The organism is Amantichitinum ursilacus (assembly GCF_001294205.1).
Taxonomy (GTDB): domain Bacteria; phylum Pseudomonadota; class Gammaproteobacteria; order Burkholderiales; family Chitinibacteraceae; genus Amantichitinum; species Amantichitinum ursilacus.
Genome location: NZ_LAQT01000003.1, coordinates 126,060 through 148,642, shown reverse-complemented (window position 1 = coordinate 148,642; position 22,583 = coordinate 126,060). Strand labels below are relative to the sequence as shown.

The 22,583-nt window shown below is 61.6% G+C and carries 21 protein-coding genes; 3 read left to right on the top strand and 18 right to left on the bottom strand.

Annotated features, from left to right (window positions below; translation table 11 throughout):
• Positions 1-2: 2 nt before the first annotated feature.
• From WG78_RS05505 to WG78_RS05445, 13 genes are all read right to left on the bottom strand, one after another.
• Positions 3-2,324: an MMPL family transporter gene (locus WG78_RS05505; protein WP_152969072.1), complete on the bottom strand. Its 2,322-nt coding sequence runs from the start codon at positions 2,322-2,324 to the stop codon at positions 3-5.
• Positions 2,317-2,931, bottom strand: a complete 615-nt coding sequence (locus WG78_RS05500; RefSeq protein WP_053936793.1) for an outer membrane lipoprotein carrier protein LolA — start codon at positions 2,929-2,931, stop codon at positions 2,317-2,319. The genes WG78_RS05505 and WG78_RS05500 overlap by 8 nt, the downstream gene beginning before the upstream one ends.
• Positions 2,928-3,383 (bottom strand): acyl-CoA thioesterase, encoded by a 456-nt coding sequence (locus tag WG78_RS05495; protein WP_053936792.1) that lies wholly within the window; start codon positions 3,381-3,383, stop codon positions 2,928-2,930. Before WG78_RS05495 ends, WG78_RS05500 begins: the two co-directional genes overlap by 4 nt.
• Positions 3,370-4,899 (bottom strand): HAL/PAL/TAL family ammonia-lyase, encoded by a 1,530-nt coding sequence (locus WG78_RS05490; protein WP_053936791.1) that lies wholly within the window; start codon positions 4,897-4,899, stop codon positions 3,370-3,372. Before WG78_RS05490 ends, WG78_RS05495 begins: the two co-directional genes overlap by 14 nt.
• Complete coding sequence (locus tag WG78_RS05485) at positions 4,896-5,831, bottom strand: lysophospholipid acyltransferase family protein (protein ID WP_053936790.1); 936 nt, start codon at positions 5,829-5,831, stop codon at positions 4,896-4,898. Before WG78_RS05485 ends, WG78_RS05490 begins: the two co-directional genes overlap by 4 nt.
• Positions 5,831-6,583: a glycosyltransferase family 2 protein gene (locus tag WG78_RS05480; RefSeq protein WP_053936789.1), complete on the bottom strand. Its 753-nt coding sequence runs from the start codon at positions 6,581-6,583 to the stop codon at positions 5,831-5,833. Before WG78_RS05480 ends, WG78_RS05485 begins: the two co-directional genes overlap by 1 nt.
• Positions 6,580-8,301: an ApeI family dehydratase gene (locus WG78_RS05475; RefSeq protein WP_053936788.1), complete on the bottom strand. Its 1,722-nt coding sequence runs from the start codon at positions 8,299-8,301 to the stop codon at positions 6,580-6,582. Before WG78_RS05475 ends, WG78_RS05480 begins: the two co-directional genes overlap by 4 nt.
• A complete protein-coding gene (locus tag WG78_RS05470) occupies positions 8,288-8,824 on the bottom strand; it encodes a COG4648 family protein (protein ID WP_053936787.1) in 537 nt (178 codons plus the stop codon). The genes WG78_RS05475 and WG78_RS05470 overlap by 14 nt, the downstream gene beginning before the upstream one ends.
• Before the next feature lies 1 nt (position 8,825).
• Positions 8,826-9,080 carry an acyl carrier protein gene (locus WG78_RS05465; RefSeq protein ID WP_053936786.1) on the bottom strand — a complete coding sequence of 85 codons (255 nt, stop codon included), beginning with the start codon at positions 9,078-9,080 and terminating at the stop codon, positions 8,826-8,828.
• A gap of 98 nt (positions 9,081-9,178) precedes the next feature.
• Positions 9,179-9,445: a phosphopantetheine-binding protein gene (locus tag WG78_RS05460; protein ID WP_053936785.1), complete on the bottom strand. Its 267-nt coding sequence runs from the start codon at positions 9,443-9,445 to the stop codon at positions 9,179-9,181.
• Positions 9,432-10,214 carry a lysophospholipid acyltransferase family protein gene (locus tag WG78_RS05455; protein WP_053936784.1) on the bottom strand — a complete coding sequence of 261 codons (783 nt, stop codon included), beginning with the start codon at positions 10,212-10,214 and terminating at the stop codon, positions 9,432-9,434. Before WG78_RS05455 ends, WG78_RS05460 begins: the two co-directional genes overlap by 14 nt.
• Positions 10,214-10,933, bottom strand: a complete 720-nt coding sequence (locus tag WG78_RS05450; protein WP_053936783.1) for a beta-ketoacyl synthase chain length factor — start codon at positions 10,931-10,933, stop codon at positions 10,214-10,216. Before WG78_RS05450 ends, WG78_RS05455 begins: the two co-directional genes overlap by 1 nt.
• 303 nt (positions 10,934-11,236) lie before the next feature.
• Positions 11,237-13,975: a glycosyl hydrolase family 18 protein gene (locus WG78_RS05445; protein ID WP_083458790.1), complete on the bottom strand. Its 2,739-nt coding sequence runs from the start codon at positions 13,973-13,975 to the stop codon at positions 11,237-11,239.
• Between the two features lie 642 nt (positions 13,976-14,617).
• On the opposite strand from WG78_RS05445, the gene WG78_RS05440 reads away from it, so the two are divergent.
• Together WG78_RS05440 and WG78_RS05435 are read left to right on the top strand one after the other, a co-directional pair.
• Positions 14,618-15,214 (top strand): 6-pyruvoyl trahydropterin synthase family protein, encoded by a 597-nt coding sequence (locus WG78_RS05440; protein WP_053936782.1) that lies wholly within the window; start codon positions 14,618-14,620, stop codon positions 15,212-15,214.
• Between the two features lie 38 nt (positions 15,215-15,252).
• Positions 15,253-15,639 carry a nuclear transport factor 2 family protein gene (locus WG78_RS05435; protein WP_053936781.1) on the top strand — a complete coding sequence of 129 codons (387 nt, stop codon included), beginning with the start codon at positions 15,253-15,255 and terminating at the stop codon, positions 15,637-15,639.
• A 2-nt stretch (positions 15,640-15,641) separates the two neighbouring features.
• Here WG78_RS05435 and WG78_RS05430 read toward each other — a convergent pair whose 3' ends face one another.
• The 5 genes from WG78_RS05430 to WG78_RS05410 all read right to left on the bottom strand — a co-directional run bounded on the left by WG78_RS05430 (position 15,642) and on the right by WG78_RS05410 (position 21,059).
• Positions 15,642-16,757: a VanZ family protein gene (locus WG78_RS05430; protein ID WP_083458788.1), complete on the bottom strand. Its 1,116-nt coding sequence runs from the start codon at positions 16,755-16,757 to the stop codon at positions 15,642-15,644.
• Between the two features lie 50 nt (positions 16,758-16,807).
• On the bottom strand, positions 16,808-17,869 hold the full coding sequence (locus WG78_RS05425; protein WP_053936779.1) for an ABC transporter substrate-binding protein: 1,062 nt from the start codon (positions 17,867-17,869) through the stop codon (positions 16,808-16,810).
• Positions 17,870-18,256: 387 nt separating this feature from the next.
• Positions 18,257-19,036 carry an ABC transporter permease gene (locus WG78_RS05420; RefSeq protein WP_053936778.1) on the bottom strand — a complete coding sequence of 260 codons (780 nt, stop codon included), beginning with the start codon at positions 19,034-19,036 and terminating at the stop codon, positions 18,257-18,259.
• Positions 19,026-19,961, bottom strand: a complete 936-nt coding sequence (locus WG78_RS05415; RefSeq protein WP_236691989.1) for an ABC transporter permease — start codon at positions 19,959-19,961, stop codon at positions 19,026-19,028. Before WG78_RS05415 ends, WG78_RS05420 begins: the two co-directional genes overlap by 11 nt.
• Positions 19,962-19,970: 9 nt before the next feature.
• The gene (locus WG78_RS05410) at positions 19,971-21,059 is read right to left on the bottom strand and encodes an ABC transporter ATP-binding protein (RefSeq protein ID WP_053936777.1); all 1,089 of its coding nucleotides are present in this window, start codon (positions 21,057-21,059) and stop codon (positions 19,971-19,973) included.
• Positions 21,060-21,235: 176 nt separating this feature from the next.
• Here WG78_RS05410 and WG78_RS05405 point away from each other — a divergent pair, with 176 nt between their 5' ends.
• The gene (locus tag WG78_RS05405) at positions 21,236-22,558 is read left to right on the top strand and encodes a deoxyguanosinetriphosphate triphosphohydrolase (RefSeq protein ID WP_053936776.1); all 1,323 of its coding nucleotides are present in this window, start codon (positions 21,236-21,238) and stop codon (positions 22,556-22,558) included.
• The last annotated feature ends 25 nt before the right edge of the window (positions 22,559-22,583 follow it).

Here is a 22,583-nt window from a genome sequence, read left to right as displayed (position 1 = left end):
CTTTAATCAGAAGTTGAAGAAGGGAGCCGGAACAACGGCGCCAGCAGCCACACCAGGCCGATGCCGCTGAGCGTGGCCAGGCCAAACGCGTGCAGCGCCGGGGTATGGCTCAGCGCCAGCAAGCCAAACGACAGCAACGTACACGCGGCCGCCAGCGTCACCGCCAGCCACACGCGGCCATCTTGCGGATGCTCCAGCAAAAAAATGCCGTAATCCATGCCCATGCCCAGCACCAGCAGCAGCGTAACCACGGTCAGCAATTGTACGGGCGCACCGAGCAAACCCAGTAACGCCAGCGTTAATAGTGTGGCAAGCGCGGGAGGCAACAGCACGCGCCATGCCTGTTGGCGATAGCGCCAGCTCAGCACGATAAAGCTCAACACATAGGCCCCGATGAGCACTTGCGTCAGCAACAGGCGATAACGCGTCATCAGGCGCGAGATGTCGGCCACCTTATCCACCCACGTCACGCCATCGACGTGCAGTTGCGCCAGCTCGCCAGTCACCGCGTTTTGGGTCAGCCCTTGCAGTAACACCACGCTGGCATAGCCCGTGCCTTGGTGGCCCAGCCACAAATACGAGGTGGCTTGCGCGGCGGGCGATTGGATCCAGGTATCAAACGTCAGCAGCGGTGCGGGCTGGCGTTGTTGCGCAATCCAGCCCGGTTCCAGCCCGATCTGCTCAGCCACGCCTTCCAGCAAACCGGGGGCCTGATCGATATGCGATTGCCGCCACGCCGCATTGGCGCGTTGTTGCGCCGCCGACGGCAACCAGCGGCTGATGCGCTCGGCGCCCGCCAGCTTGCCTTGCGCTACAAACGGCGCAAGTCGCGCGGCCAGCGCTTCTTCGCGCTGCAACACTTGCTCGGGCGTGGCGCCTTGCACGATAAACAGCTGCGCCGGGCTGGGTAGCCCCATCACGCGGCCAATATCGATCTGTTCTTTCAACAAGCCAGCGTCGATGCCCGACAGCGCACGGATATCGTCGGAAACCTGCAAACGACTGATGCCCACGCCCAGCATCAGCAGCAACGGCAAGGCCAGCCAGGCATGGCGTTTACGCAGACGCGGCCAGCGCGCCAGTGACTGGCTAATCCAGCGGCTCAGCGGCGTGGCCGGCAACTGGCGGCTGGCCAGTAAAGGAAACCACAACATCACGGTCAGCCAGGCTGCCACGATGCCGATGACGGCAAACGCCGCCATCTGCGCCAGGCCCGGGAACGGCGTCAGCGCCAGGCCCAGATAGCCCAAGGACATCGTGCACACCGCCAGCGCCATGCCCGGCAGCAAACGCCGGTAGCGCGCGGGCACGGGCGTGTCGTTATCGATGCTGGCCGCCAGCGCCAACAGGCTGTAATCCACGGCCACGCCCACCAGGCTGGTGCCAAACACCAGCGTCAGCATGTGGATATGGCCGTAAATCTGCAGGACCAGCGCGGTGCTGACCAGACTGCCCACCGCCACCGACAGCGCAGCCAGCGCCACCGGGCGCAAGCCTCGAAAGGCCAGCAGCGCCAGCACCAACACGCCCAGCGTCGAGCCCACGCCGATGGTGGACATCTCGGATTTCGCGCCGCGCGCGGCGGTGGCCGCATGCAGAATCACCCCGGCACGGCGTAGCTGCACATCGGGAAATTGCTGTTGGAGCCGGGCCGCTGCAGCTTCCAGCCCGTCCAGCACCTGTTCTTGCAAACCCAGCGAAAACGCACTGCCCTGCAGTGTATACGGCAGCACCACATAGTTAACGCCGCGATCGCTGGCGCGCAGATAGCCATCGATGGGCCGCACTTTGTTGGCGCCCGCCAGACTTTGCAGCCAGTTGGTATACAGCCCGAACGGATCTTGCTGCCACGCCAGCGGCCCGGTGCCTGCGGGCGAATAGGCCGCCGCCAGCGCGCGCTGGCTCCAGTCGGTGTTGGCCGGTGCCTGCGCATCGCTGGGCGACAGCAGATTGTGTCGATACGGTGCATAAAACCGGCTGATGCTATCCAGCGCCGCGCCCAGCGCTTGCGGTTGCAGCGGCAAGGGTTTGATTTGCTGTTGCCAGAACTGCGCAGCCGCTGCGGCGCGGTCGGCATCGGCCGCGCCCAGCATAAACACCAGATGGCGTTCGCCTTGGCGCGCCAACGATTGCAACGCTTCTTCGGCCAGCGGATTGCGCTGATCGCGCGGCAACAGCGCAAACAGATCGGTATCGATGCGCGTGGGCAGGCTGTGGCGCTGCCACAGCAACGCGCCGCCCAGGCCGAGCACCAGCGCCAGCCACAGCAAGGCCAGCACCATAAGCCAGCGCGGCAAGCGCGCCGCGTCCAACGGCTTAGTCAAAGCTGCCGGCCTCGTTGGGCGCCAGCGCTTGCGCGGTGCTCACGTCGTGCATATCGATGCGCGTGATGTCGCCGCTGGCGGAGTTCAGCTCGATATGCTCGACCGTGCCCGCGCCTTGCAGCTGGATGCCCGCAATCAGCTTGGCCAGCGTGGCGTCTTTGGGCGTCAGCGCCATGCTCCAGTGCTTACCATCCACTTTGCCGTCGGCGCTAAACATGCGACCCAAGGCCGACACATCGCCCGAAAACAGCGAAAACAACAGGCTGCTGACGGTTTTGACGGTGGGCTCTTTATCGGCGCTGAGCTTCATCATCACCTGATCGCCATTGCGCTGAACGATCTCGCTGCGCGTTACGCGCAAAGTGCTGGGAAACGGCTTTTGCGCCTGCCAGATCACGCCCTTCTGTTTGTCGACCAGAAACGCCCCGGTGGAGGTCAACGGCTTTTTAACGCCATTCAGTTGGCGCAACTGCGTGAACTGACCGCGGATGACCGGCGCATCAATCAGCCGGCTTTGCACGTCTTTGAACAAGGCGTCATCGGCGTAAACCTGCGTGGCGCACACAGCCACAGCCAGCACGGCCAGGCGACGAAAAATCGGCATCATGCAAACACTCCCAGTTTCTGCAACAGCACCGGCGGGCAGACGTAACACATCTCGCCACTGGCGCGCACCACCGCTACCTGGATGGTATGACCGCGCGTCAAACGCGCGCCGGTGGCGTGGTCATGGATTTCGTAACGGACTTTAAGGCGGTTTTCCCACTCGACAATCCAGGCGCTGACCACGATGCGTTGCATATAACGCAGCGGTCGGGCGTAGCGGATATTCAGTTCGATCACTGGCCACACATAGCCCGATTCGCGCATGGCGGGCACGTCGTAATCCAGTTGCTGGAACAGCGCCGTGCGCGCGTGCTCAAAATAGCGCACGTAATTGCCGTGCCAGACAATATCCAGCGGATCGAGATCGTGGAACGGAATGGTCAGCTCCACTTGCGCGCGCCAACGTGAATCGGCGGCGGCGTTGCCGGGGCCCGGCGCATCAATCGGCGGCATACAGGCTCCACGCTTGCGTATCGATGCGCGCCAGCAACTGCCGCAACAGCGGCTCCAGCGCCACATCTTCGTCAATAAACGCCACTTCGGCCGTCAGCTGCGCATTAAACGCTTGCGCCGCCGGGCGTAACGCCACCGTTGCGCCGCCAGCGCGTTGCCGCAGCGCCAGGCCCTGGCGCACGGTAATCAGCATCGCGGCCAGCACTTGCTCAGTCAGCTGCAGCACGCGCAGACAATCGCGCGCGGCGATGGTGCCCATACTCACCTTGTCCTGATTGTGGCATTCGGTGGACCGCGAAAACACCGAGGCCGGCATCGTCAGCTTCAGCGCCTCGGCCGTCCACGCCGACACGCTGATCTGCAGCGCCTTCAGCCCATGGTTGATGGCGGCGCGCGGCCCGCTTGCGCCAGACAGATTGGCGGGCAGACCGTTGTTGTAGCGCGCATCCACCAGCAGCGCCATTTGCCGATCGAGCAAATCCGCGATATTGGCCACCAGGTTTTTCAGGCTATCCATCGCAAATGCGATATGGCCGCCGTAAAAATGCCCGCCATGCAGCAAGCGGCCCGTGTCGGGGTCGATCAGCGGATTGTCGTTGGCGCTATTCAGTTCGTTTTCGATGGTGTCGCGCAAAAAGGGCAGCGTGTCTTGCAAGACGCCGATCACATGCGGCGCGCAGCGCAACGAATAGCGGTCCTGCAGGCGTTGTTCCTGGCCCACGTCTTCGATATCGCTGGCAATGCGCGCCGCCACCTGCTGCTGGCCTGCATGCGGCTTGGCGGCAAACAGCGCGGCGTCAAAGTGATAGGCATTGCCCGCTGCAGTCGCGACGGCCAGGCTGGTGATGCGCGTGGCCAGTTGGCTGACGTAATTGGCTTTGTCCCATGCCAGGCACGCCAGCGCGGTCATCACCGCCGTGCCGTTCATGATTGCCAGGCCTTCTTTGGGGCGCAGTTGCAGCGGGGTCAGGCCGATGGCCGCCAGCGCTTGCGCGGCCGCCTGGGTTTCGCCCGCAACCAGCACATCGCGCTCGCCACACAAGGCGGCGGCCACATACGACAGCGGCGTCAGATCGCCACTGGCCCCCACCGAACCTTCGGCCGGAATCAGCGGCAGCACATCGTGCGCCAGCAAGCCATGCAGTTGTTGCAGCAATTGCAGGCTAACGCCGGAATAGCCGCTTTTAAGCGATGCCAGCCGAGCCGCCAGAATCGCCCGCGTTTGCGGCGGGCTGAAATGCTCGCCCAGCCCGCAACCGTGATAGGTGTACAGATGGCGCGGCAGCTCTGCCACCAGATCAAGCGGAATGCCCACCGTGCACGAATCGCCATAGCCGGTGGTCACGCCATAAATCTGGCCGTGTTCCGCCAGCATGGCATCGAGCTGGGTCGCGCCGGTTTCGATGCGCTTGCGCCAGGCGGCGTCATCGCTCAAAACGGGCTGGGCCTGGCGGCGCGACAACGCCACGATGTCTTCGATGCGCAAACGCGCGGGGCCGAATACCACGGCAGTCATCGTTGCTCTCCGCGAGGGGCAGCGCCCCAGAAATCAAAGAAGTTAAACCACTGGAACGGTGCGGCCAGGCAGGCGTGCGCCATCTGCTCGGCATAGGCCTGCGCCAGTACGGTGGCTGCGCCCATGCGATCCGCACGCGGCAGACGCACGCCGTCACTGAGCACCCGGATATTGATATGCGATTGCTCGCCTTCGCGCCGCGCAATCAGGCTGATCAGCGGGCAGCGCAGCATATTGGCCAGCAGATAGGGCCCAAACGGCAGCGGCGCGCTGGCGCCCAGAAAATCCACCTGCAGCACCGGGCCGCGTTCGGACACCGGCACGCGGTCGCCCGCAATCACGATAAATTCGCCGCGTTCTACTTTCTCGGACAGCATCACTGCGGTCGCGGGCGAGAAATCGGTCACCTGGATCAGATCAAGCTGGCTGTCGGGGGCCAGATCACGCAGCACGCGGTTAAAGCGCGCGGCGTGGCGCGTGTGTACAAAAATATTGAGCTTGATGCCACGGCGACGATGGCGTGCGATGGCGCGACACAGCTCGAAATTGCCGATATGCGACACCACAAATACCCCACCGCGGCCCGCATCCAGCAATTGCAACACGGCTTCGCGCCCGGTGACGGTGACGTCGCCCAGCCGATCGGGATCGCTCCACGCCAGGACTTTGTCGACCAGCGCCTCGGCAAACGCGGCGAAATGACGCAGCACATTCAGCAAGGTGGGCGCGGGCGTAGTGCCGTGGCTGTGCAGATACAGCCGCTTCAGATAATCACGCGAAGCCCGCCGCGCCACCGCTCGCGTCAGCACATACCACGTCAGCACCGGGTACAGCGCCACGCGAAACGGCCAGCGCCCGCACAGCCGATACAGTGCAAACATGAATTTCATGCCGCCGACAAAGCCGGCTTCGCCGATGCGCGACCAATGCATCAGGCGCACCGCATGCCGGCGCGGCCGGTGACAATGCGCGCCAGCAACAGCGGCAACCGCGGCAACATGCCAAGGAACAGCCGCGCGTGCATCAACGAAATGCGGATGTTGTCGTGCAGCACATCAAAGTGCGACACGCCATCGCTGGGATAGCTGACGTGCACCGGCACATTAACAATGCCGACGCCGCGCCAGTCCAGCCGCACCAGGATTTCGGTATCGAAATCCATGCGCTGGCCGATATGCGCGCGCTGCGCCAAGGCCAACGTGGCCGCCAGCGGATACAGGCGCAAGCCACACATCGAATCCTTGATACGCAGCGACAGCGTGTTGATCCACACCCAGATGTGCGTGGCATAGCGGCCATACAGCCGCGCTTTGGGCACCGAGGCGTCGTAGATCGGATAACCGCAGATCACCGCATCGGGGTGGGCCTGCGCGGCGTGGATCATGCGCGGCAGATCGCGCGTGTCGTGCTGGCCATCCGAATCAATCTGGATGGCGTGGGTATACCCCAACGTCTGTGCCGCGCGAAAACCCGCCAGCACCGCCGCGCCTTTGCCTTGATTGCGGGGCAAGCGCTCCAGCGTTACTGCGGGCTGCTGCGCCAGTTGCGCCAGCACGGCGGCGCATTCGGCGCTGCTGCCGTCGTCGACCAGCAACACCGGCAAATCCAGCGCGCGCAAGGCGGCTACCACGGCGCCGACGGCGCGCTCATGGTTATAAACGGGGATAACGGCGCACAGCTTCATGCGGCCTCGAAACGCATACGGCCGCTGGAATGCGCGCGGGCGCTGTCCTGCGGCTTTTCGCTGACGTAGCTGAAGTTGAGCTGCTGTTTATCAACGCGGTAATCCAGCGTGAGCGTCACGTGCGCATCGGGCAGGATGACGTTCTGGAACTTGATCGCGTCCATGCCGCAAAAGCGCGGCGGCAAGGCAAAGTACTGGCGGGCAAAATGCACGGCCCAGTCGATCTGGGTCACGCCGGGCAGCACGCCTTGCTCGACAAAATGGCCGGCAAAATGCGCGCCGTTGTGCGGAATATGCAGTTGCAGCACCACGTGATCGCTGGACTGGCTGACGCCGGTAATGTCGGGATAACGCGGTCGCGCCGCAGGCACCGGCGCATCAAACAACGCCTTGATATCTTGCTCACGCACCTTGCTCATGCTGGTTTGCGGCAAGGCATCCACAAAGCGCCAGCGGCGTGGCAAGGCCACCGGATCAAACCGCTGGGCCAGTTTTTCGCGCAGCGTACGTCCCAATGCGGCGTGACCGAGTGCCTGCGCCTGCGCACGACCTGCGGCGTTAAGCACCACGGCGGCGGCCAGTTCGGTGCGCTCGCCCGCCAGCACAATCACGCGTGATTCACTCATCCAGCCGGTTTGCGCCAGGGCGGCTTCCAGCGCATTCAGCGACACGCGTTTTTCTTCGATCTTGGCGATCCGGTCGGCGCGGCCAAGCAAGCGGAACTGGCCATCGGCGTCAAACTGCGCCTGGTCGGCGGTGACAAACCAGTCCGGGCTGGGCAGATAGGGCGAGCGCAGTTGCAGCAAGCCATCTTCCGACAAGGCCACTTCGACCTGCGGTAACGGTATCCACGCGGCGCTGGGCTGGTCGCGCCAGGCAATGCCGCCGGTTTCCGAACTACCAAAGATTTCGCGCACGGCCAGCCCGCACTGGGCGCGGATCTGGTCCGACGTGGCGGCCGGCAACGGGCCGCCGGATGAGAAGATGGCCACGTGATGTGCAGCCACCGCAGCCCAATCCAGCGTATCGGGCAGACGCTTGAGAAACGCCGGGCTGGACACCAACACCTGCGGCACGTTGGCGGCAGCGACGGTCAGCGCTTCGGGGAAAGCCAGCGCCTGCGCGGCAAACGGGCGGCCCGACACCAGCGGCCAGATCACGCGAAACAACAAACCATATAAATGCTGTTGCGACACCGTGGCCACCACCAGCGCATCGGCCGGGATGGTGGCGCCAAACACGCTGTCTTGCGCCTGCATCTCGTCATTGAGCTGGGCCAGGCGTTTTTCGATGCACAGCGGTTCGCCGGTGGAGCCCGAAGTAAATACGGCTACGGCACGCAGCGTCGGGTCGAGCGGCTTCAGCGGCACAGTGCAAGTGGAACGCGCCCAGCCACATTGGTCAGCGCCCGCAAATTCGCCCAGCAACACAACGGCGCGCTGGCGCATTTGCGCCTCGGTGGCGGGCGTGGCATCAGCGGGCAGAATCACGCAGCGGCCCGCATGCCAGGCGGCCAGCAGCCAGACGCAAGCGCGATAACAATCGGTGTCGTACAGTGCGACATCGCCCGCCGGCAGGCCTTGCAGCAAGGCGCAGGCGCGCGCCACATCCACGCGCCATTGCGCGCGGCGCACCCAGCCGCCATCACGCCAGGCCAGCGGTAAAGTATCGGCGCCCGCCAGCGCGCCGCAGCTTAGATCAAATTCAGTGTTGCTCATCACGTCTCACACGCTGGCGCACAAGCCATTCGCCAGCAAACAGACAGGCCATCGCGATATACGCGATGACACCGTTATACAGCGCCCAGATCCGGGCATCGCCCCACAGCACAGTCAGTAAAGCCAGCGTGCCATTGAGCGCAAAAAAACCGCACCACACCATCGTCACCTTGCGCGTATAGCGCACGCCGGACGGGGGCAGATCGGGGTCGGTCAGCCGCGCCAGCCGTTCGATGACCGTTTGCGGCGCACGCAAACTCAGCGCAAACACCAGCAACAAACAGGCATTGACCAGCACCGGGTACAAGCGCACGGGCAAATCATTGCGCGCCACCAGCGCCACCCCGCCGCACACCGCGGCCACCGGCGCCAGCCACGCCATGCCGGGCAAGGCGTTACGTCTGCGCCAGGCCAGCGGCAACAAGGCCAGCCCCACCAGCCAGAACGGCCAGTGCAGATAGCGAAACAGCCAGAACAGCGCCGGCACGCTTAAACCGGCCAGCGCCGCCAACCATGCGGGCATGTCAGGCCCCGTGTTCCTGCAATTGCCGATACACCGCTTCGACCACGTCCTCGACCGTACGCACGGCTTTAAACGCCTCTGGGGCCATTTTTTTGCCGGTGGCTTGCTTCAGCCGCACGATCAGATCCACCGCATCAATGCTGTCGATATCGAGGTCTTCATACAAACGCGCCTCGGGCTTGATCAGCGCGGGCTTGATCTCAAAGGTTTCGGCCAGCTCTTTGGCAATCCAGTCGTAAATGTCCTGCTTTTGCATCTTGCTCTCCACCCCGCCCGGCCGCAGTGGCGCGGCGTGCGGCGGGATTGATCCTGATCATTAACTTGCCGTAGTCGGCTTGCTGATTGTTTGCACAATTATTGGGTACGGTGCGTGCCCACATAGGCCGCCAGCGCCGCCACCGAGGCAAAATGCTGGCGCGTTTCTTCGGAATCAGCGGCGAAACTAAGGCCATAGCGCTTTTGCAGCGCCACGCCCAGTTCCAGCGCGTCAATCGAATCCAGGCCCAGGCCATCGCCAAACAGATGCGCATCGGTGTCGATGTCGGCGGGGGTGATTTCTTCCAGATTCAGGCTATCGATGATCAGGGTCTTGATCTCGGCGACCAGGTCAGCTTGGGTCATGTCGCGCTATCTCTTCGCTAAAAAATTGTTCTAGCCACGTGGTTAACCACCTGGCCTGTAAAGGGGCCTCGCCATGGCCGGCGAGCAACGGCGCCAGCTCGATATCGTCGAGCACATGCACGCAAAAGTGCGGCTTGTGTGAGGGCGGACGATACCATTTGCTGCGCTTGGTCAGTGTCGGCTCAGACACGGTAATGATGACCGGCGTAATCGCCGCCAGTCCGCGCACGGCGATATTGGCCGCGCCACGCTGAAAATGCTGCGGCTGGCCCGGCTCGTCGCGCGTACCCGCCGGAAAAATGATCAGGTTATTGCCGCGCCCGATCGATTCCAGCCCCGTTGGCACCAGATCGGGTCCGACGGCATTGCTGATATAGCCCGCCATGCGCACCACACCCGCGGTAAACGGATTGCGCCACATCGCGGCTTTGACCACGCAATCGGGCTGTTCAATCAGGCCCATCAAAATCACGACATCAATCAACGACGGGTGATTGGGCAGAATCAGCAAACCCTTGCGCTGCAGTTTTTCGCGGCCATGCACGGTGAGCGTCATCGCGCCCGTGGCCTGCATCAACCACACTTGCGCCGCCATCGCGCGATGCACGATGCGTTTGCCCACTTGTGCGCGCTGCGGCGGCCGCCACAACACAAACACCAGCGGCACCAGCACCAGCTGCATCAACGCGCCGCCCAGGCCAAACAACATAAAGCCCAAGGCAAACAGCGCTGCCCTGCCCACGCGCACGGCCGTTGCGTTCCAGGCCATTACAGCGCCAGCGCGCGGCTGATGCACCAACCGGTCTGGCCAAGCGACAGCGTGGGCGCGTCGGTCAGCAGAAAGCGCAGCAGATCAAGCGGGGCGGCATCTTGCCCGTTGCCCGGCTGATGATGCAAGCGCAATTGCGCGCCCGGCGTCAGCGTCAGCAAATACGCGAAGGCAGGTGTTGCAGTTTCGCCATAGCGCTCGTACAGATCGGGCAAAGGCTCATCACACAACAGCAGCCGCACGCCGGGCGCGCCATCGGCCAGTTGCATCGCGGCTTCGATCAAGCCGCCCAAGGTGGTTTGCGTGCCTGCCGCCAATGCGGACACTGGGGTTTGTTGCTGCGTGGCGATGGTATACAGACCGCCAATCGCGTTATGCACCGACATGCTGAACGACTGCGGCGACACCGCCCCGGTCTCGGCCAGTTCTTGCAGCAAGGCGGTCGAGCGCAGGATTTCGCCATAGCGCGACGCCACCACCAACGGAAAATCCGCGGGCGCAGGCTGCGCATACAGGGTCTCCAGCGCCATGCGCCCCAGCTTTTGCGCGCGCCGCCGCAACATCGCGGGCATCGCCGCCACCGCAGGCTCTTGCTGCTGCGCCTGGCGCTCACCGGTATGCGCCCAATGCTGCCAGGCCTCAGGCGTAGTCAGATCGCTCGCCCAGGCAGACCAGGCGTGCAGATTAAAGCTGAGCGAAGCGGCAGATGTGGCGGACATGGACGGGTTTACAGCGGAGCCGTTTTAAAAAATCGATTGAAAACAAAAGCCTGCATCAATCAAGGCGGCCGCCATCGTGCCATAGCGGGCAGACGCTGGCAAATTCATCGGGCCGGGCCTGGCTTGCCAGACGCATCGGTTTACCTGGGGCATGCGTTGTGGTCGATGACTTGAGGGGTGGGACTGGGCGTCCCCGTCCAGACCCACCCTATGCCAGGCTCGCGGCCATGAGCCATTTTTCCAAAAAACAAACCCGGCACAAGGCCGGGTTTGGGGTACTGCGATCACGGATGGCTACGGGGCTTATTGCAGGCCCAGCGGGGCATCCGGGTTTTCTTGCTGCAACACGTACTTGTTGCCGCCGATGGTGACCACGTAGTTGGACGGGCCCGAGATCGGCAGGTAGTAGTTGAGCGCCACCGTTACCGTCGCGCCTGGCGCCAGCGATTGCCAGGTGGGCAGGCTGAACGACGCGTGGTTGTAGTTGGCTTTAAAGCCACCGATGTTGTTGGGGCCGCTGTAGCCAGCCTTGGTGGTTTTGAGGCCAAAGCCCGATTGGTCCGCCATGGTGGCCGGAGCCGACACAGGGTAATCGAACTCGATGGTGGTGCCGCCCGCGATGGTTTGCGTGGTGTTGTTGGTGATTTCCATCTTCGGCGTGATCGGGTAGTTGTTGTCACCCAGCGGCCATTGGTCGAGCACGATGGCCAGTTTCACGGCAGAGGTCGGCAGCGCGGTTTCGGCCTTGGTGTTGCCGTAGGGCGGGGCAGCGGTGAAGGCGGCGTACAGATCATTGGTCAGCGTGTAACCAATAAAGTACTCACCCTTGCCGCCGTTTTTGGTGGCATCCCAATCGTAATCGCCAGCCAGTTCCCAGATCATGGCGCCGCCAATCCCGTTATTGACGATGTACTGCGCCTTGGCCTTGATCGACTGCTCGGTTTCGGTGGAGATAAACACCTGCTTGGTGGCGTTCCACAACCACGGCGCCACCAGCGCGGCGCTGTAGTTCGGCACATAGGTGCCGGTCAGCGTTTTGTCGGTAACTTTATAGGCGTCCAGATAATCCGGGACGATGCCGTTTTGCAGGTTAAGCGCATGCCACAACGGGTTGCCGCCGCCCGGAACCGGATTGCCCTGGCTGTCGAGGTCGTACCACACGTTGTCGATGCCGGTTGCGCCCGTGCCGCACGTGGCCACACCGGCGCACGTTACCGTGCTGCTGGTGGTGCCGCTGGTGCCCCACAAACCGTTGGTGCCGCCGGTCACGCCTTTCCAGCCCCGCGTGTAATACGGCACGCCGATATTGATCCGGCCGGCTTGCATTGCGCCGCGGTAGTAGTGATACGCCCAGTCGGTGTTCAGATAACCAATGCCACCGTACTGGCCCGCGCCATACACGCCACCGGCTTTCAGTTCGGCATCATTGCCATCGTCATACAACGCGGCATTCGGCCCCACGTACTGGTTCCACGAGCCATGCAGGTCGTACGACATCAGGCTGGCGTAGTCCAGATATTGCAGACCGGCCATGTTTTCTTCGCCACGCAAAATCCAGCCCGAAGCCGAGCCGGCAATGCTGAGCATGTAGTACTTCTGGTCAGCCACCGCGGCGGCATCCAGTTTCTGGCGGATGGATTTGAGCAGCAGCGTATAGCTGGGCATCAGGCCCTTCAGACGTGGAGTGGACAAGCTGAAATCCAGCGGATTGCCCGCTTGCGCGTTGCTGGTGGGATGCTCGTAATCGATATCCACGCCATCAAAGAAGGTGTACTGGCGCAGGAACGCCACCACCGAATCGGCAAACGTGTTGATGCCCGCAGTATTGGCGCTGCCATCGGCATTGGTGGTCATGGTGTAGAAGCCGGTACCGCCAGCCCAACCGCCAATCGACAACATGATCTTGACCTTGGGGTTGGCCTTTTTGTATTGCGCCAACAGGTTGAAGTGACCGTTGTACGGCAGCGAGGTATCCATGGCCGCGCCTGCGACGCCGGGCCAGGTGAGGCCGATTTCGGGGCTGGTGGCGCTGGTGTCGATCTGCAGCTTGTAGCTGGTCGGGTTGACCGAGGCAAACGCATAGTTGATATGCGACACCTTGGACCACGGAATGTTGTTGACCAGGTACGCCGGTGTGCCGTCCTTGCCGGTGCGCCAGCTGGCGAAGTACGCCACGATGCGGCGGCTGAGGTTGTTGGCCAGCACTTCGCGGCCATTGGCGTCATACACCTTGCAGTACGGCACGCTGGTGGCGCCCGGGATCAGGCCATCCGGACGGCAGGCATTGGCAGACGGCGTCGGCGCCGGGGTGGGCGTTGGCGCGGGCGTCGGGGTTGCAGTCGGCGTCGGCGTGGGGACTGGCGTCGGTGCGGCCGTCGGGGTTGGGGTGGGTGCCGGCGTCGGAGTGGGCTTCGGCGTTGGCGTGGGGGTCGGGGCCGGAGTGGGGGTCGGCGTCGGTGCTGGCGTCGGCGTGGTGCTGCCGCAATTGCCGACGATCAGCCACGGTTGGCCGCTACCCGCAGTGCCGGAATTGGTGGCGGGGCTGTTGCCCTGCGTCCACCAGTTGGCTTTGTAGTTAACGCCGTTGAGGCTGACCAGTGCGCCTGCGTTATACGCGGTAGTGGCACTCCAGGTCGGGTTGCAACCGCTGGCCGGGGTCGGCGCGGGCGTCGGTGTTGGCGCGGGCGTAGCGACTGGCGTGGGCGCCGGCGTCGGGGCAGGCGTCGCCACCGGGGTGGGCGCGGGGGTTGCCACCGGCGTCGGGGCCGGGGTGGGCGCTGCGGTCGGCGTCGGGGTAGGTGTGGCGCTGCCGCCGGTATCTACGCCCAGATCTTTCCACAGGCTCGGCGTGCTGGCCGGGTTCCAGTTGGCGCCCACGTAATCGGTCTGGGTGACCAGCGCCTGATAATCGTGGCCGTTATAAACAACAATGCTGCCAGCGGTATAAGTACCGCCATCCTGCCAGGCCGGATACGCGGCAAACGCGCATACCGAGACCAGGGCAGCAGGCAAGGCCGCAAGGGCCAGCCGGGTGCTCTTCATGATTTTGTCTCCATCCATACTCTGGTTAACGCACGCTCTGTACGTGCCTCTGCGTCGGCATTTTTTGTAAGAAAACGAATTGCCAACGGCGCGCGGGGGGCCTTTTTCTGGCCGTTTAACCGCGTGCATCGCTGATTACCATTGAAGGGCCAGAGGCTGTCAACACGGTGGATTGGGGGTGGGATGCGCGGTTTGGGCACTGGTATTAGCGCAAGCTGAGCTGGCGTGATCCATGCCGTGGTCATTTTTATGCTGCGCCGCAATATAAAAATGGCGAGGCCTTGCCCCGCGCGGCCTGGCGCGTGCGGCTGCACACAATCAGCAGGCCCTGATATAGGCGCGGCGCGGCGTGTGGCTTATCGCAGTGTCTTCACGGCACCGCTTTTCGCCGCTGAACGGTGGCATTTTTGTTTCAGAACGCTGGCGCGCGTACGGCGTTTACCTTACGGCGGTGGCAATTTGCGGGAGCCGTGATTGAGTGAATGGCTTTGGGTGGTGGGTCTGGACCCACCCTATGCACCGCTTTTATGGGGCCGCTCCGAATCCGCCGCGCCACGCGGCTGAACTGCGCCACGACGGCTGCGGGGTTGCTCGAAAAGCGGGCAACATGATAAAACCCGAGTTCATTACTCAGGTTTTATCATGCTGATCCGCAAGCTCTTCAAGTTCGAAAACGCCCATATCGTGCGCAACTGTTCCAGCGATCGTTGCCGCCATTCCATCCACGGCCACAGCTATAAGGTTGAGGTGCTGCTGGAGGCGCATACGCTGGACCACGGTCAGATGGTGTACGACTTCGGTTTGATGAAGGGCACCATCAAGGACGTGATCGACGCGTTTGATCACGCCATCTGTTTCTGGGACAAGGACGACCCCGAGTACATCCGTCTGTGCAAGCAATTCAGCGCGCGCTGGATCGCCTTGCCGGTTTCGCCCTCCGCCGAGCAGTTTGCTCGACTATTCTTTATCGTCATCGACGCCATTTTGCAGAACACGGTGATGAAAAACGGCGAAGGCGATGTGCGCCTGCATTCGGTGATCGCGCATGAAACCGACACCGGCTATGCGCAAGCTTTCCGTGAAGACGCCGACAATGCCCGCATGGGCATCATCCGCCCCGCCGACATCGTGTTTTCGGAGCAAGTACTGGCGGAATGGCAAGACCCGCAGATGATGCAAAAGCTGATTGCGGGCCAGACGTTTGTAAACCCCGATGTGCCGTTGCAAGTAAAGGTCTGAGGGCCGCTGCGGCAGATCGTGTAACAGGACAGACCGACATGATTTCCGCAGAAACCCATCCCGATCCGGCCGCGCTGATTCAGGCGCAGCTGGATGCCTATAACGCGCACGATATCGATGCGTTTGTCGCCTGTTATGCCGAGGACGTGCGCGCCGCGGTGTGGCCGTCCGACGCCACGCGCTTGCAAGGCCGCATTGCCTTTGCCGGTTATTATCGGCTGCACCGCTTCAACCGCCCCAACCTGCATGCCGAACTGGTCAACCGCATCGTGTTTGGCCATGTGGTGATTGACCACGAGATCATTACCGGGCTGGACCAGTTAACGGTGGAAGTGGTGGCGATGTACCAGATCAAGGATGGCCTGATCGCCAGCGTGCATTTTGTGGAATACGAGCCCGATATCGGTTTTGCGCTGGAACCGTAGGCTTACCAGACGGGCTCGTCGTGCGGACGCGCCAGCACGGCAAACCCCAGCAGGAAGATCATCGCGCCATACGGCCAGATATCGCTGATCAGCGCCGCCAGCCCGCGGAAATGCATCAGATGGCCGTAGTGCCATCTAAACAACGGCAGCATGGCCGATAGCTGCGGCACCAACGGCCACAACCAACTGACCAGCACCGCCGCCAGCAGGCAGATTGCGCCCGCCAGGGCGCGCACGCGGCGCGGCAAGCGCCAGAGCACGGCCAGCAATGGAATCGACGCCAGCCCGCCCAGCGCCACATTCCAGTTAATCCAGATAAAGAACTGGCTCCAGCGCAACATGATGGCGGCAAACACAATCTTGCTAAGCACCACCAGGCACACCAGCGCGATCAGCGCGCGCGGAATATTGCGGCTGTAGCGCACCAGCACCGAGGTAAACAGGCACACGCCCAGCGTATTGAGCAGCATGCCGCCGCCTTCGAGCAGATCCAGAAACAGTCCTGGGTCTTGCATCGGCGCGAGGATGGGTTGCGGTATACCGCGCGGCTCATCCACCACGCCAAAGAACGGTACCGACGGATCAAACTGGGTAATCAGCCACAGGCACAGCCAGACCAGGCCCCATTCGGCCGCGCCGCCCGGATACAGATGTTTGTGGCGGAACACCAGCCACGCGTGCTGCATGCGCCGCGTGCGCAAGGCCACCGCCCCCACCGCGCCGATCAAACCGCCCACGCCGTTAGAGAGAATGTCCATATTGCTGGCGATACGGCTGGGAATGAACTGCTGCACAAACTCGACGCCGCACGACACCAGTACGCACACCAGCGCGCTGATCAGCCACGCCAGCGCGGGCCAGCGCCGGATCATCAACGAGGCGCCGATGCCCAGCGGCACATAGGCCAGTACGTTGATGGCGTTATCAAAAAACGTGTAGTAGTACGGCAGCGGATAGGTATAGAACGCGAACACCGGCTCGCCGGTATAACGCCAGTCGGTAAACGGATAAAAGCTGACCAACAGCACCACCAGCAGGTAGCACCAGAAAAAATAGCGCGAGAGTCGCGTATGGGGGTGAGCGCTGGCGAGAAAGCTGATGGGAGGGGAAGCGCGCATAGGGGCCGTTAATTAAAAGGGGGCGGGCCTGGCAGCCCACCCCCGCCAGCTTATCGGGCGGTCTTCACTTCCGTCCAGAGGCGGTTCAGATCACGCAGCGGTTTGCCTTCCAGCGCGTTGAGCTGATACAGCTTTTTCATGTTGTCCGCAGTCGGGAAAACCGCGTTGATGGCCTTGATGTCGCCATTCACAAACTGGCCGGCAGCGGCGTTGGGGTTGCCCGAGCCGATCATGTTGGTCAGCTCGGACGAATTCTTGCCATCGAGCATGAAGTTGATGAACTTGAAGGCCAGATCAGGGCGCGGGGCGCTCTTCATCACCATCATGTTATCCACCGACAAGGTGTTGCCTTCTTTCTGCAGCGTGTAAGCAATGCCAAACGGGCGCTTGGCGGTGTGCGCGTCGGTGTTGGCCTGGAACATGTCGTTGGAATAACCATGCGCCAACCAGATATTGCCCACCGTCAATTCCTTGATGTAGCTCTGGTTGTTAAAGGCGGCCCAATACGGCTTGGCCTTGATGATGGTGTCTTTGGCTTTCTGCCATTGCTTGGCATCGGTGCTGTTCGGATTAAAGCCGTTGTACATCATGGCGGCGGCGAACAGTTCTTTCGGGTCATCCAGCACGGTGACCTTGCCCTTGATCTTGCTCAGCACGGCCGGATCAAAAATCGCGGCCCAACTGGACGGATCGATGCCCAGTTCCTTGATCTTTTTGTCGTTGTAGCCGATCAGCGTGGTGGTAAACGCGTACGGCACCGAGTACTTGTTGCCCGGATCAAACTGGCTGTTCATGAATGAGGCGTTCATGTTTTTCAGATTCGGGATCTTGCTCTTGTCCAGCGGCTGCACCAGACCTTGCTTGATCAGCGGCGGCAGCGCAAAACCGGTCGGCACGACCACGTCGTAGCCCTTGGCGCCAGCGGCCAGCTTGGCCAGCATTTCTTCCATCGCGCCGTAATAATCCTGGACCACTTTGCACTTACAGTCGGCTTCGAAATGCTTGACGGTTTCGGGCGCGATGTAGTTGTTCCAGTTGTAGATATGCAATACATCTTCGGCTTGCGCAGCAGCGCCCGTAGCCAGCATCAACGCCAACAACAGCTTTTTCATGTCTGAGACTCTCCGGTCTGAACCACTGAAAAAAAGTGCGGGAGGCATGCACCCGCACCCATGATCAAAAACAATCAGCGCCCGATTATGCCAGAGGTTATGCCGCGAATGCCGGTGACGGCCGCCCTGTGGTTAATTTGCCGCCAACCCGCGCCACCATTGCCCCGCAGCGGTGCAACGGGCGTAAAAAACCGCCCATTAAAGGGCGGCAAGAACAAATGCATAGGGTGGGTCTGGACCCACCACCCAAAGCCGCGAGCTCGGTGCGCCGAGCCTGACAATACCGCTTCGGGTGGATGGCGTTTGCTCGCGCCACCCAAAGCCGCCCGGCATTGCTGTTAGCCTGGCCAGCCACTTTGAAGGGTGGGTCCAGACCCACCCTATGGGTTAATGGCTGGCGCGCAGCGCGCCGGGGGCCAGTTTGGCGGCGATCATGATCAGCGCCAGCGTCAGCAGCATCAGCAGCGACGAGATCGCATTCACTTCAGGCGTCACCGCAATCTTCAGCATCGAGTAAATCTGCAGCGGCAACGTCGAAGCGCCCGCGCCCGCTACAAAGTACGTGATCACAAAATCATCAATCGACAGCGTAAACGCCATCAACGCGCCCGCGATAATGCCTGGCAGGATCAGCGGAAATGTCACGCGCCAGAACGCCTGCAATGGCGAAGCGCCCAGGTCGCGCGCGGCTTCGACCAGCGATTCGTCCATGCCCTGCAAACGCGAGCGCACCACGATGGCGACAAAACCGATCGAAAACGCAATATGCGCCACCGTAATCGACAGATAACCCATGCTGAAATTAAGCGTCACAAAGAACATCAGCAACGACAAGGCCATCAGGATTTCGGGAATCGCAATCGGCGTCAGCACCAGCACCGGCAGCAAGCGCAGCCGATACTTGTACATCGACAACCCCGCCAACGTGCCAAAGAAGGTGGCGAAAATGCTCGACACCAGCCCGATCAGCAGCGAGTTGCGCGCCGCGGTCAGCATCTGTTCATCGCTAAACAGCACGCCATACCAATGCGTGGTAAAGCCCACCCATTCGGCATTCAGGCGCGAATCGTTAAACGAGTACACCACCACAATCAGCAGCGGCAGATACAGAAAACCGTAGACCAGCAGCGCGCACGCCCACAGCCATTTTGATTGCTTAGAGTGCATTGCGTTTGCCTCCGCGGCCCAGCAGGCTCATCAGGCCCGCCATGATCAACACCGACAGCGTCAGCATGATGGACAGCACCGAGCCGAACGGCCAGTCACGCGAATCCAGAAACTGCTGTTTGATCAGGTTACCGATCATGATGCCGTCGGTACCGCCCACCAGATCGGGCACCGCAAAAATGCCCAGCGCCGGAATAAACACCAGCGCCGCGCCCGCGTACACACCCGGCAGGCTAAGCGGCCAGGTGACTTTCCAGAAGCGCTGCCAGCGCGATGCGCCGAGGTCTTGCGCGGCATCGAGTAAGGCCATGTCGTGCTTCTCAAGATTGGCGTAGAGCGGCAGCACCATAAACGGCAGATGCACATACACCAGCACCAGCACCACCGCGAACGGCGTAAACAGAAACTGCAACGGCTCGACGCCGAACATGCCCAGAAAGCCGTTGACCACCTTGGCAAAGTAACCCTGCGGCCCCAGGATAATCATCCAGGCGTACACGCGGATCAGAAAGTTGCTCCAGAACGGCAGGATGACCAGCAGCACCAGCAGATCGCGCCATTTTTTGGGCGAACGGGCAATCAGCCACGCCAGCGGATATGACAGCACCAGGCACAGCAGCGTGGTCAGGCCCGCATAGCAGAACGATTTGATAAATAGCTCGATAAACACCGGCTCCTGAAAGAAGCGGGCAAAGTTATCGAGCGTAATGTAGTCATGCCAGTTTTGCGCATTGATAAGCAGCGTGGTTTTGCCGGTAGCCGCATCGGTGCCAAACAGCGGCATCAAGCCGCCGTAATCGCCCGGAAAACGAAACGCCGCCAGCGCCATCATGCCGGTAGGAATGGCAAAGAAGATCAGCAGGTACAGCAGCGGCGGCCCGGAAATCAGCCACTTCGACACGCGTTTGGAGGTACTGATGGACACGAAGCCCCCTTACGCCAGCACGAAATGGCCGGCGTCAAAGCGCCATGCCAGCTCGACCTGATCGTTGTCATCAAAGAAACGGGCGCGGCCCGGTGCGGCGTTGGGCAGCATGGTTTCGATCAACATGCCGTTTTCCAGCTCGACGATGTAGACCGTCACATCGCCCAGATACAGACAGTCGTGCACTTTGCCTTTGAAGTGCACTTCATCGGCATTGCCGGTGGCCACGCTGGCGCCCAGCTTGATCTTCTCGGGGCGCAAGGCCAGCGTGCCTTTCTGGCCCACTGTGGCACCGGCCACCGGCAGCGTATCCAGCGTGCCGACCCCTTCGATTTCGATCTGCATACGCTCGGCGCTAACGCTGCGGATGGTGGCGTCCAGCAAGTTGCATTGGCCGATAAAGTCCGCCACAAAGCGGCTTTTGGGGTACGAGTAGATATTCTCGGGCGCATCGAGTTGCTCAACCTGGCCCTGGCTCATCACCGCAATCCGGTGCGACAAGGCCAGTGCTTCGCCCTGATCGTGCGTCACATAGATAAACGTGATGCCGACTTCTTTTTGCAGATTGATCAGTTCCAGCTGCATTTGCTCGCGCAGCTTGGCATCGAGCGCTGACAGCGGCTCATCCAGCAACAGTACGCGCGGACGATTGACCAGCGCGCGCGCAATCGCCACGCGTTGCCGCTGGCCACCCGACAATTCGCTGGGCATGCGCGTGGCAAATTGCTGCAGGCGCACGTCTTCGAGCACTTCAGCCACGCGCGCCTTGATCTGGTCGGGCGCAACGCCCGCCATCTTGAGCGGAAACGCCACGTTCTGTTGCACCGTCATATGCGGGAACAACGCGTAGCTCTGGAATACGGTATGCACCGGGCGCTTTTCGGGCGGCACGCCATTCAGCGACTTGCCATCCAGCAGCAGTTCGCCGCTATCGGGTTGCTCAAAACCGGCCAGCATCCGCAGTAACGTGGTCTTGCCGCAGCCCGACGGGCCCAGCAACGTAAAGAACTCGCCGGCCTCTACGCTGAGGCTGACGTGATTGACGGCGGTAAAATCGCCGAAGCGCTTGACCACGTCCCTGATTTCCAGCAAAGCCATGCCGTTCCCCTGAAAAAAACGCGCGCTAGTTTAACCGGAAAGCGCCCCACGGCCCAGACGTTTAAGTATCGGCCGCGCCTACAGTTTGTGTAATCAGCGGCCCGATTTGTGAGCCCGGCAAGCCCGCCCGGCCCGGCGTATGATGGGCGCCTGTCTTGCTACCCGGATTCTGGATCATGATGGACTGGCACCGCCTGCTAAGCGCCAACCGCCTGGGCGCAGCGCGTGACAACGCGCCCGACGACGAACTGTCGCGCAGCGATTTTCATAAAGACCACGACCGCATCGTGTTCTCGTCGCCCTTCCGGCGGCTGGGCCGCAAAACCCAGGTCCACCCGCTGACCGAAAACGACCATGTGCATACGCGCCTGACGCACTCAATCGAAGTCGGTTGCGTGGGCCGCAGCCTGGGTTTGATTGTAGGCGAGCAATTGCGCCATGAACTGCCTGCGCACATTTCGCCGTACGACCTGGGCGCCATCATCCAGGCGGCCTGTCTGGCGCACGATATCGGCAATCCACCGTTTGGCCACGCGGGCGAATACGCCATCCGCGACTGGTTTCGCCGCGATGACCATGCCTATTTATTGCAGAATCTGTCGCCCAATGAACGGCGTGATCTGCAAACCTTTGAAGGCAACGCACAGGGTTTTCGCGTGGTGACACAGCTGGAAAACCATCGCTTTGAAGGTGGCATGCGGCTGACTTACGCCACCTTGGGCACCACGCTTAAATATCCGTGGACCAGTGAATTTGCGGGTGAGAAAGGCAAATTCAGTTGCTATCAATCCGAAACCCATTTGCTGGAACAAGTGGCGCTTGAACTGGGCCTGCCCGAAGTCGCACCGGGCCGCTGGGCACGCCATCCACTGTCGTATCTGATGGAAGCGGCGGACGATATTTGTTACGCCATTCTGGATCTGGAAGACGGCATCGAGATTGGCATGTTGCCGTATGACACGGTAGAACCGCTGCTGATGAAGATTTGCGGCGGCGATACCGAACTCCTGCAGATGGAAGTAGCGGCGGCGCCATCGGTGCGGCGCAAGATTTCGCTGCTGCGCGGCAAGGCGATTGGCCGTTGCGTAACCGAGGTGGCCAAGGCGTTTATCAAGAATCACAAGAAGTTATTGGCCGGCGAATTTAGTGGCGACATGCTCGGCGATTGCCCGGCCAGCCTGCGCCACGGCATCGCCGAAGCCAAACAACTGGCGCGCGATCAGATTTTTAATGCGCGGCGCAAAGTGGAAATTGAAGTCGGCTCGTTTACCTGCCTTGATATCCTGCTGGATGCGTTTTGCAATGCAGCCTGGCAATTACGCGTATCGCCGGAATTGCCGTTCCGCATGAAGCGGATTCTGGATTTGATGGAATACAACGCGCCGAAAAAAGAATGGCCGATTTATCAAACCTACGGCCGGGTGCTGGATTTTATTGGCGGCATGACGGACAACTACGCCACCTATCTGGCGCAACAAGTCGGCGGGATGGGCCGCTGATCCCGGCCACGCTTCCTCCGAAACA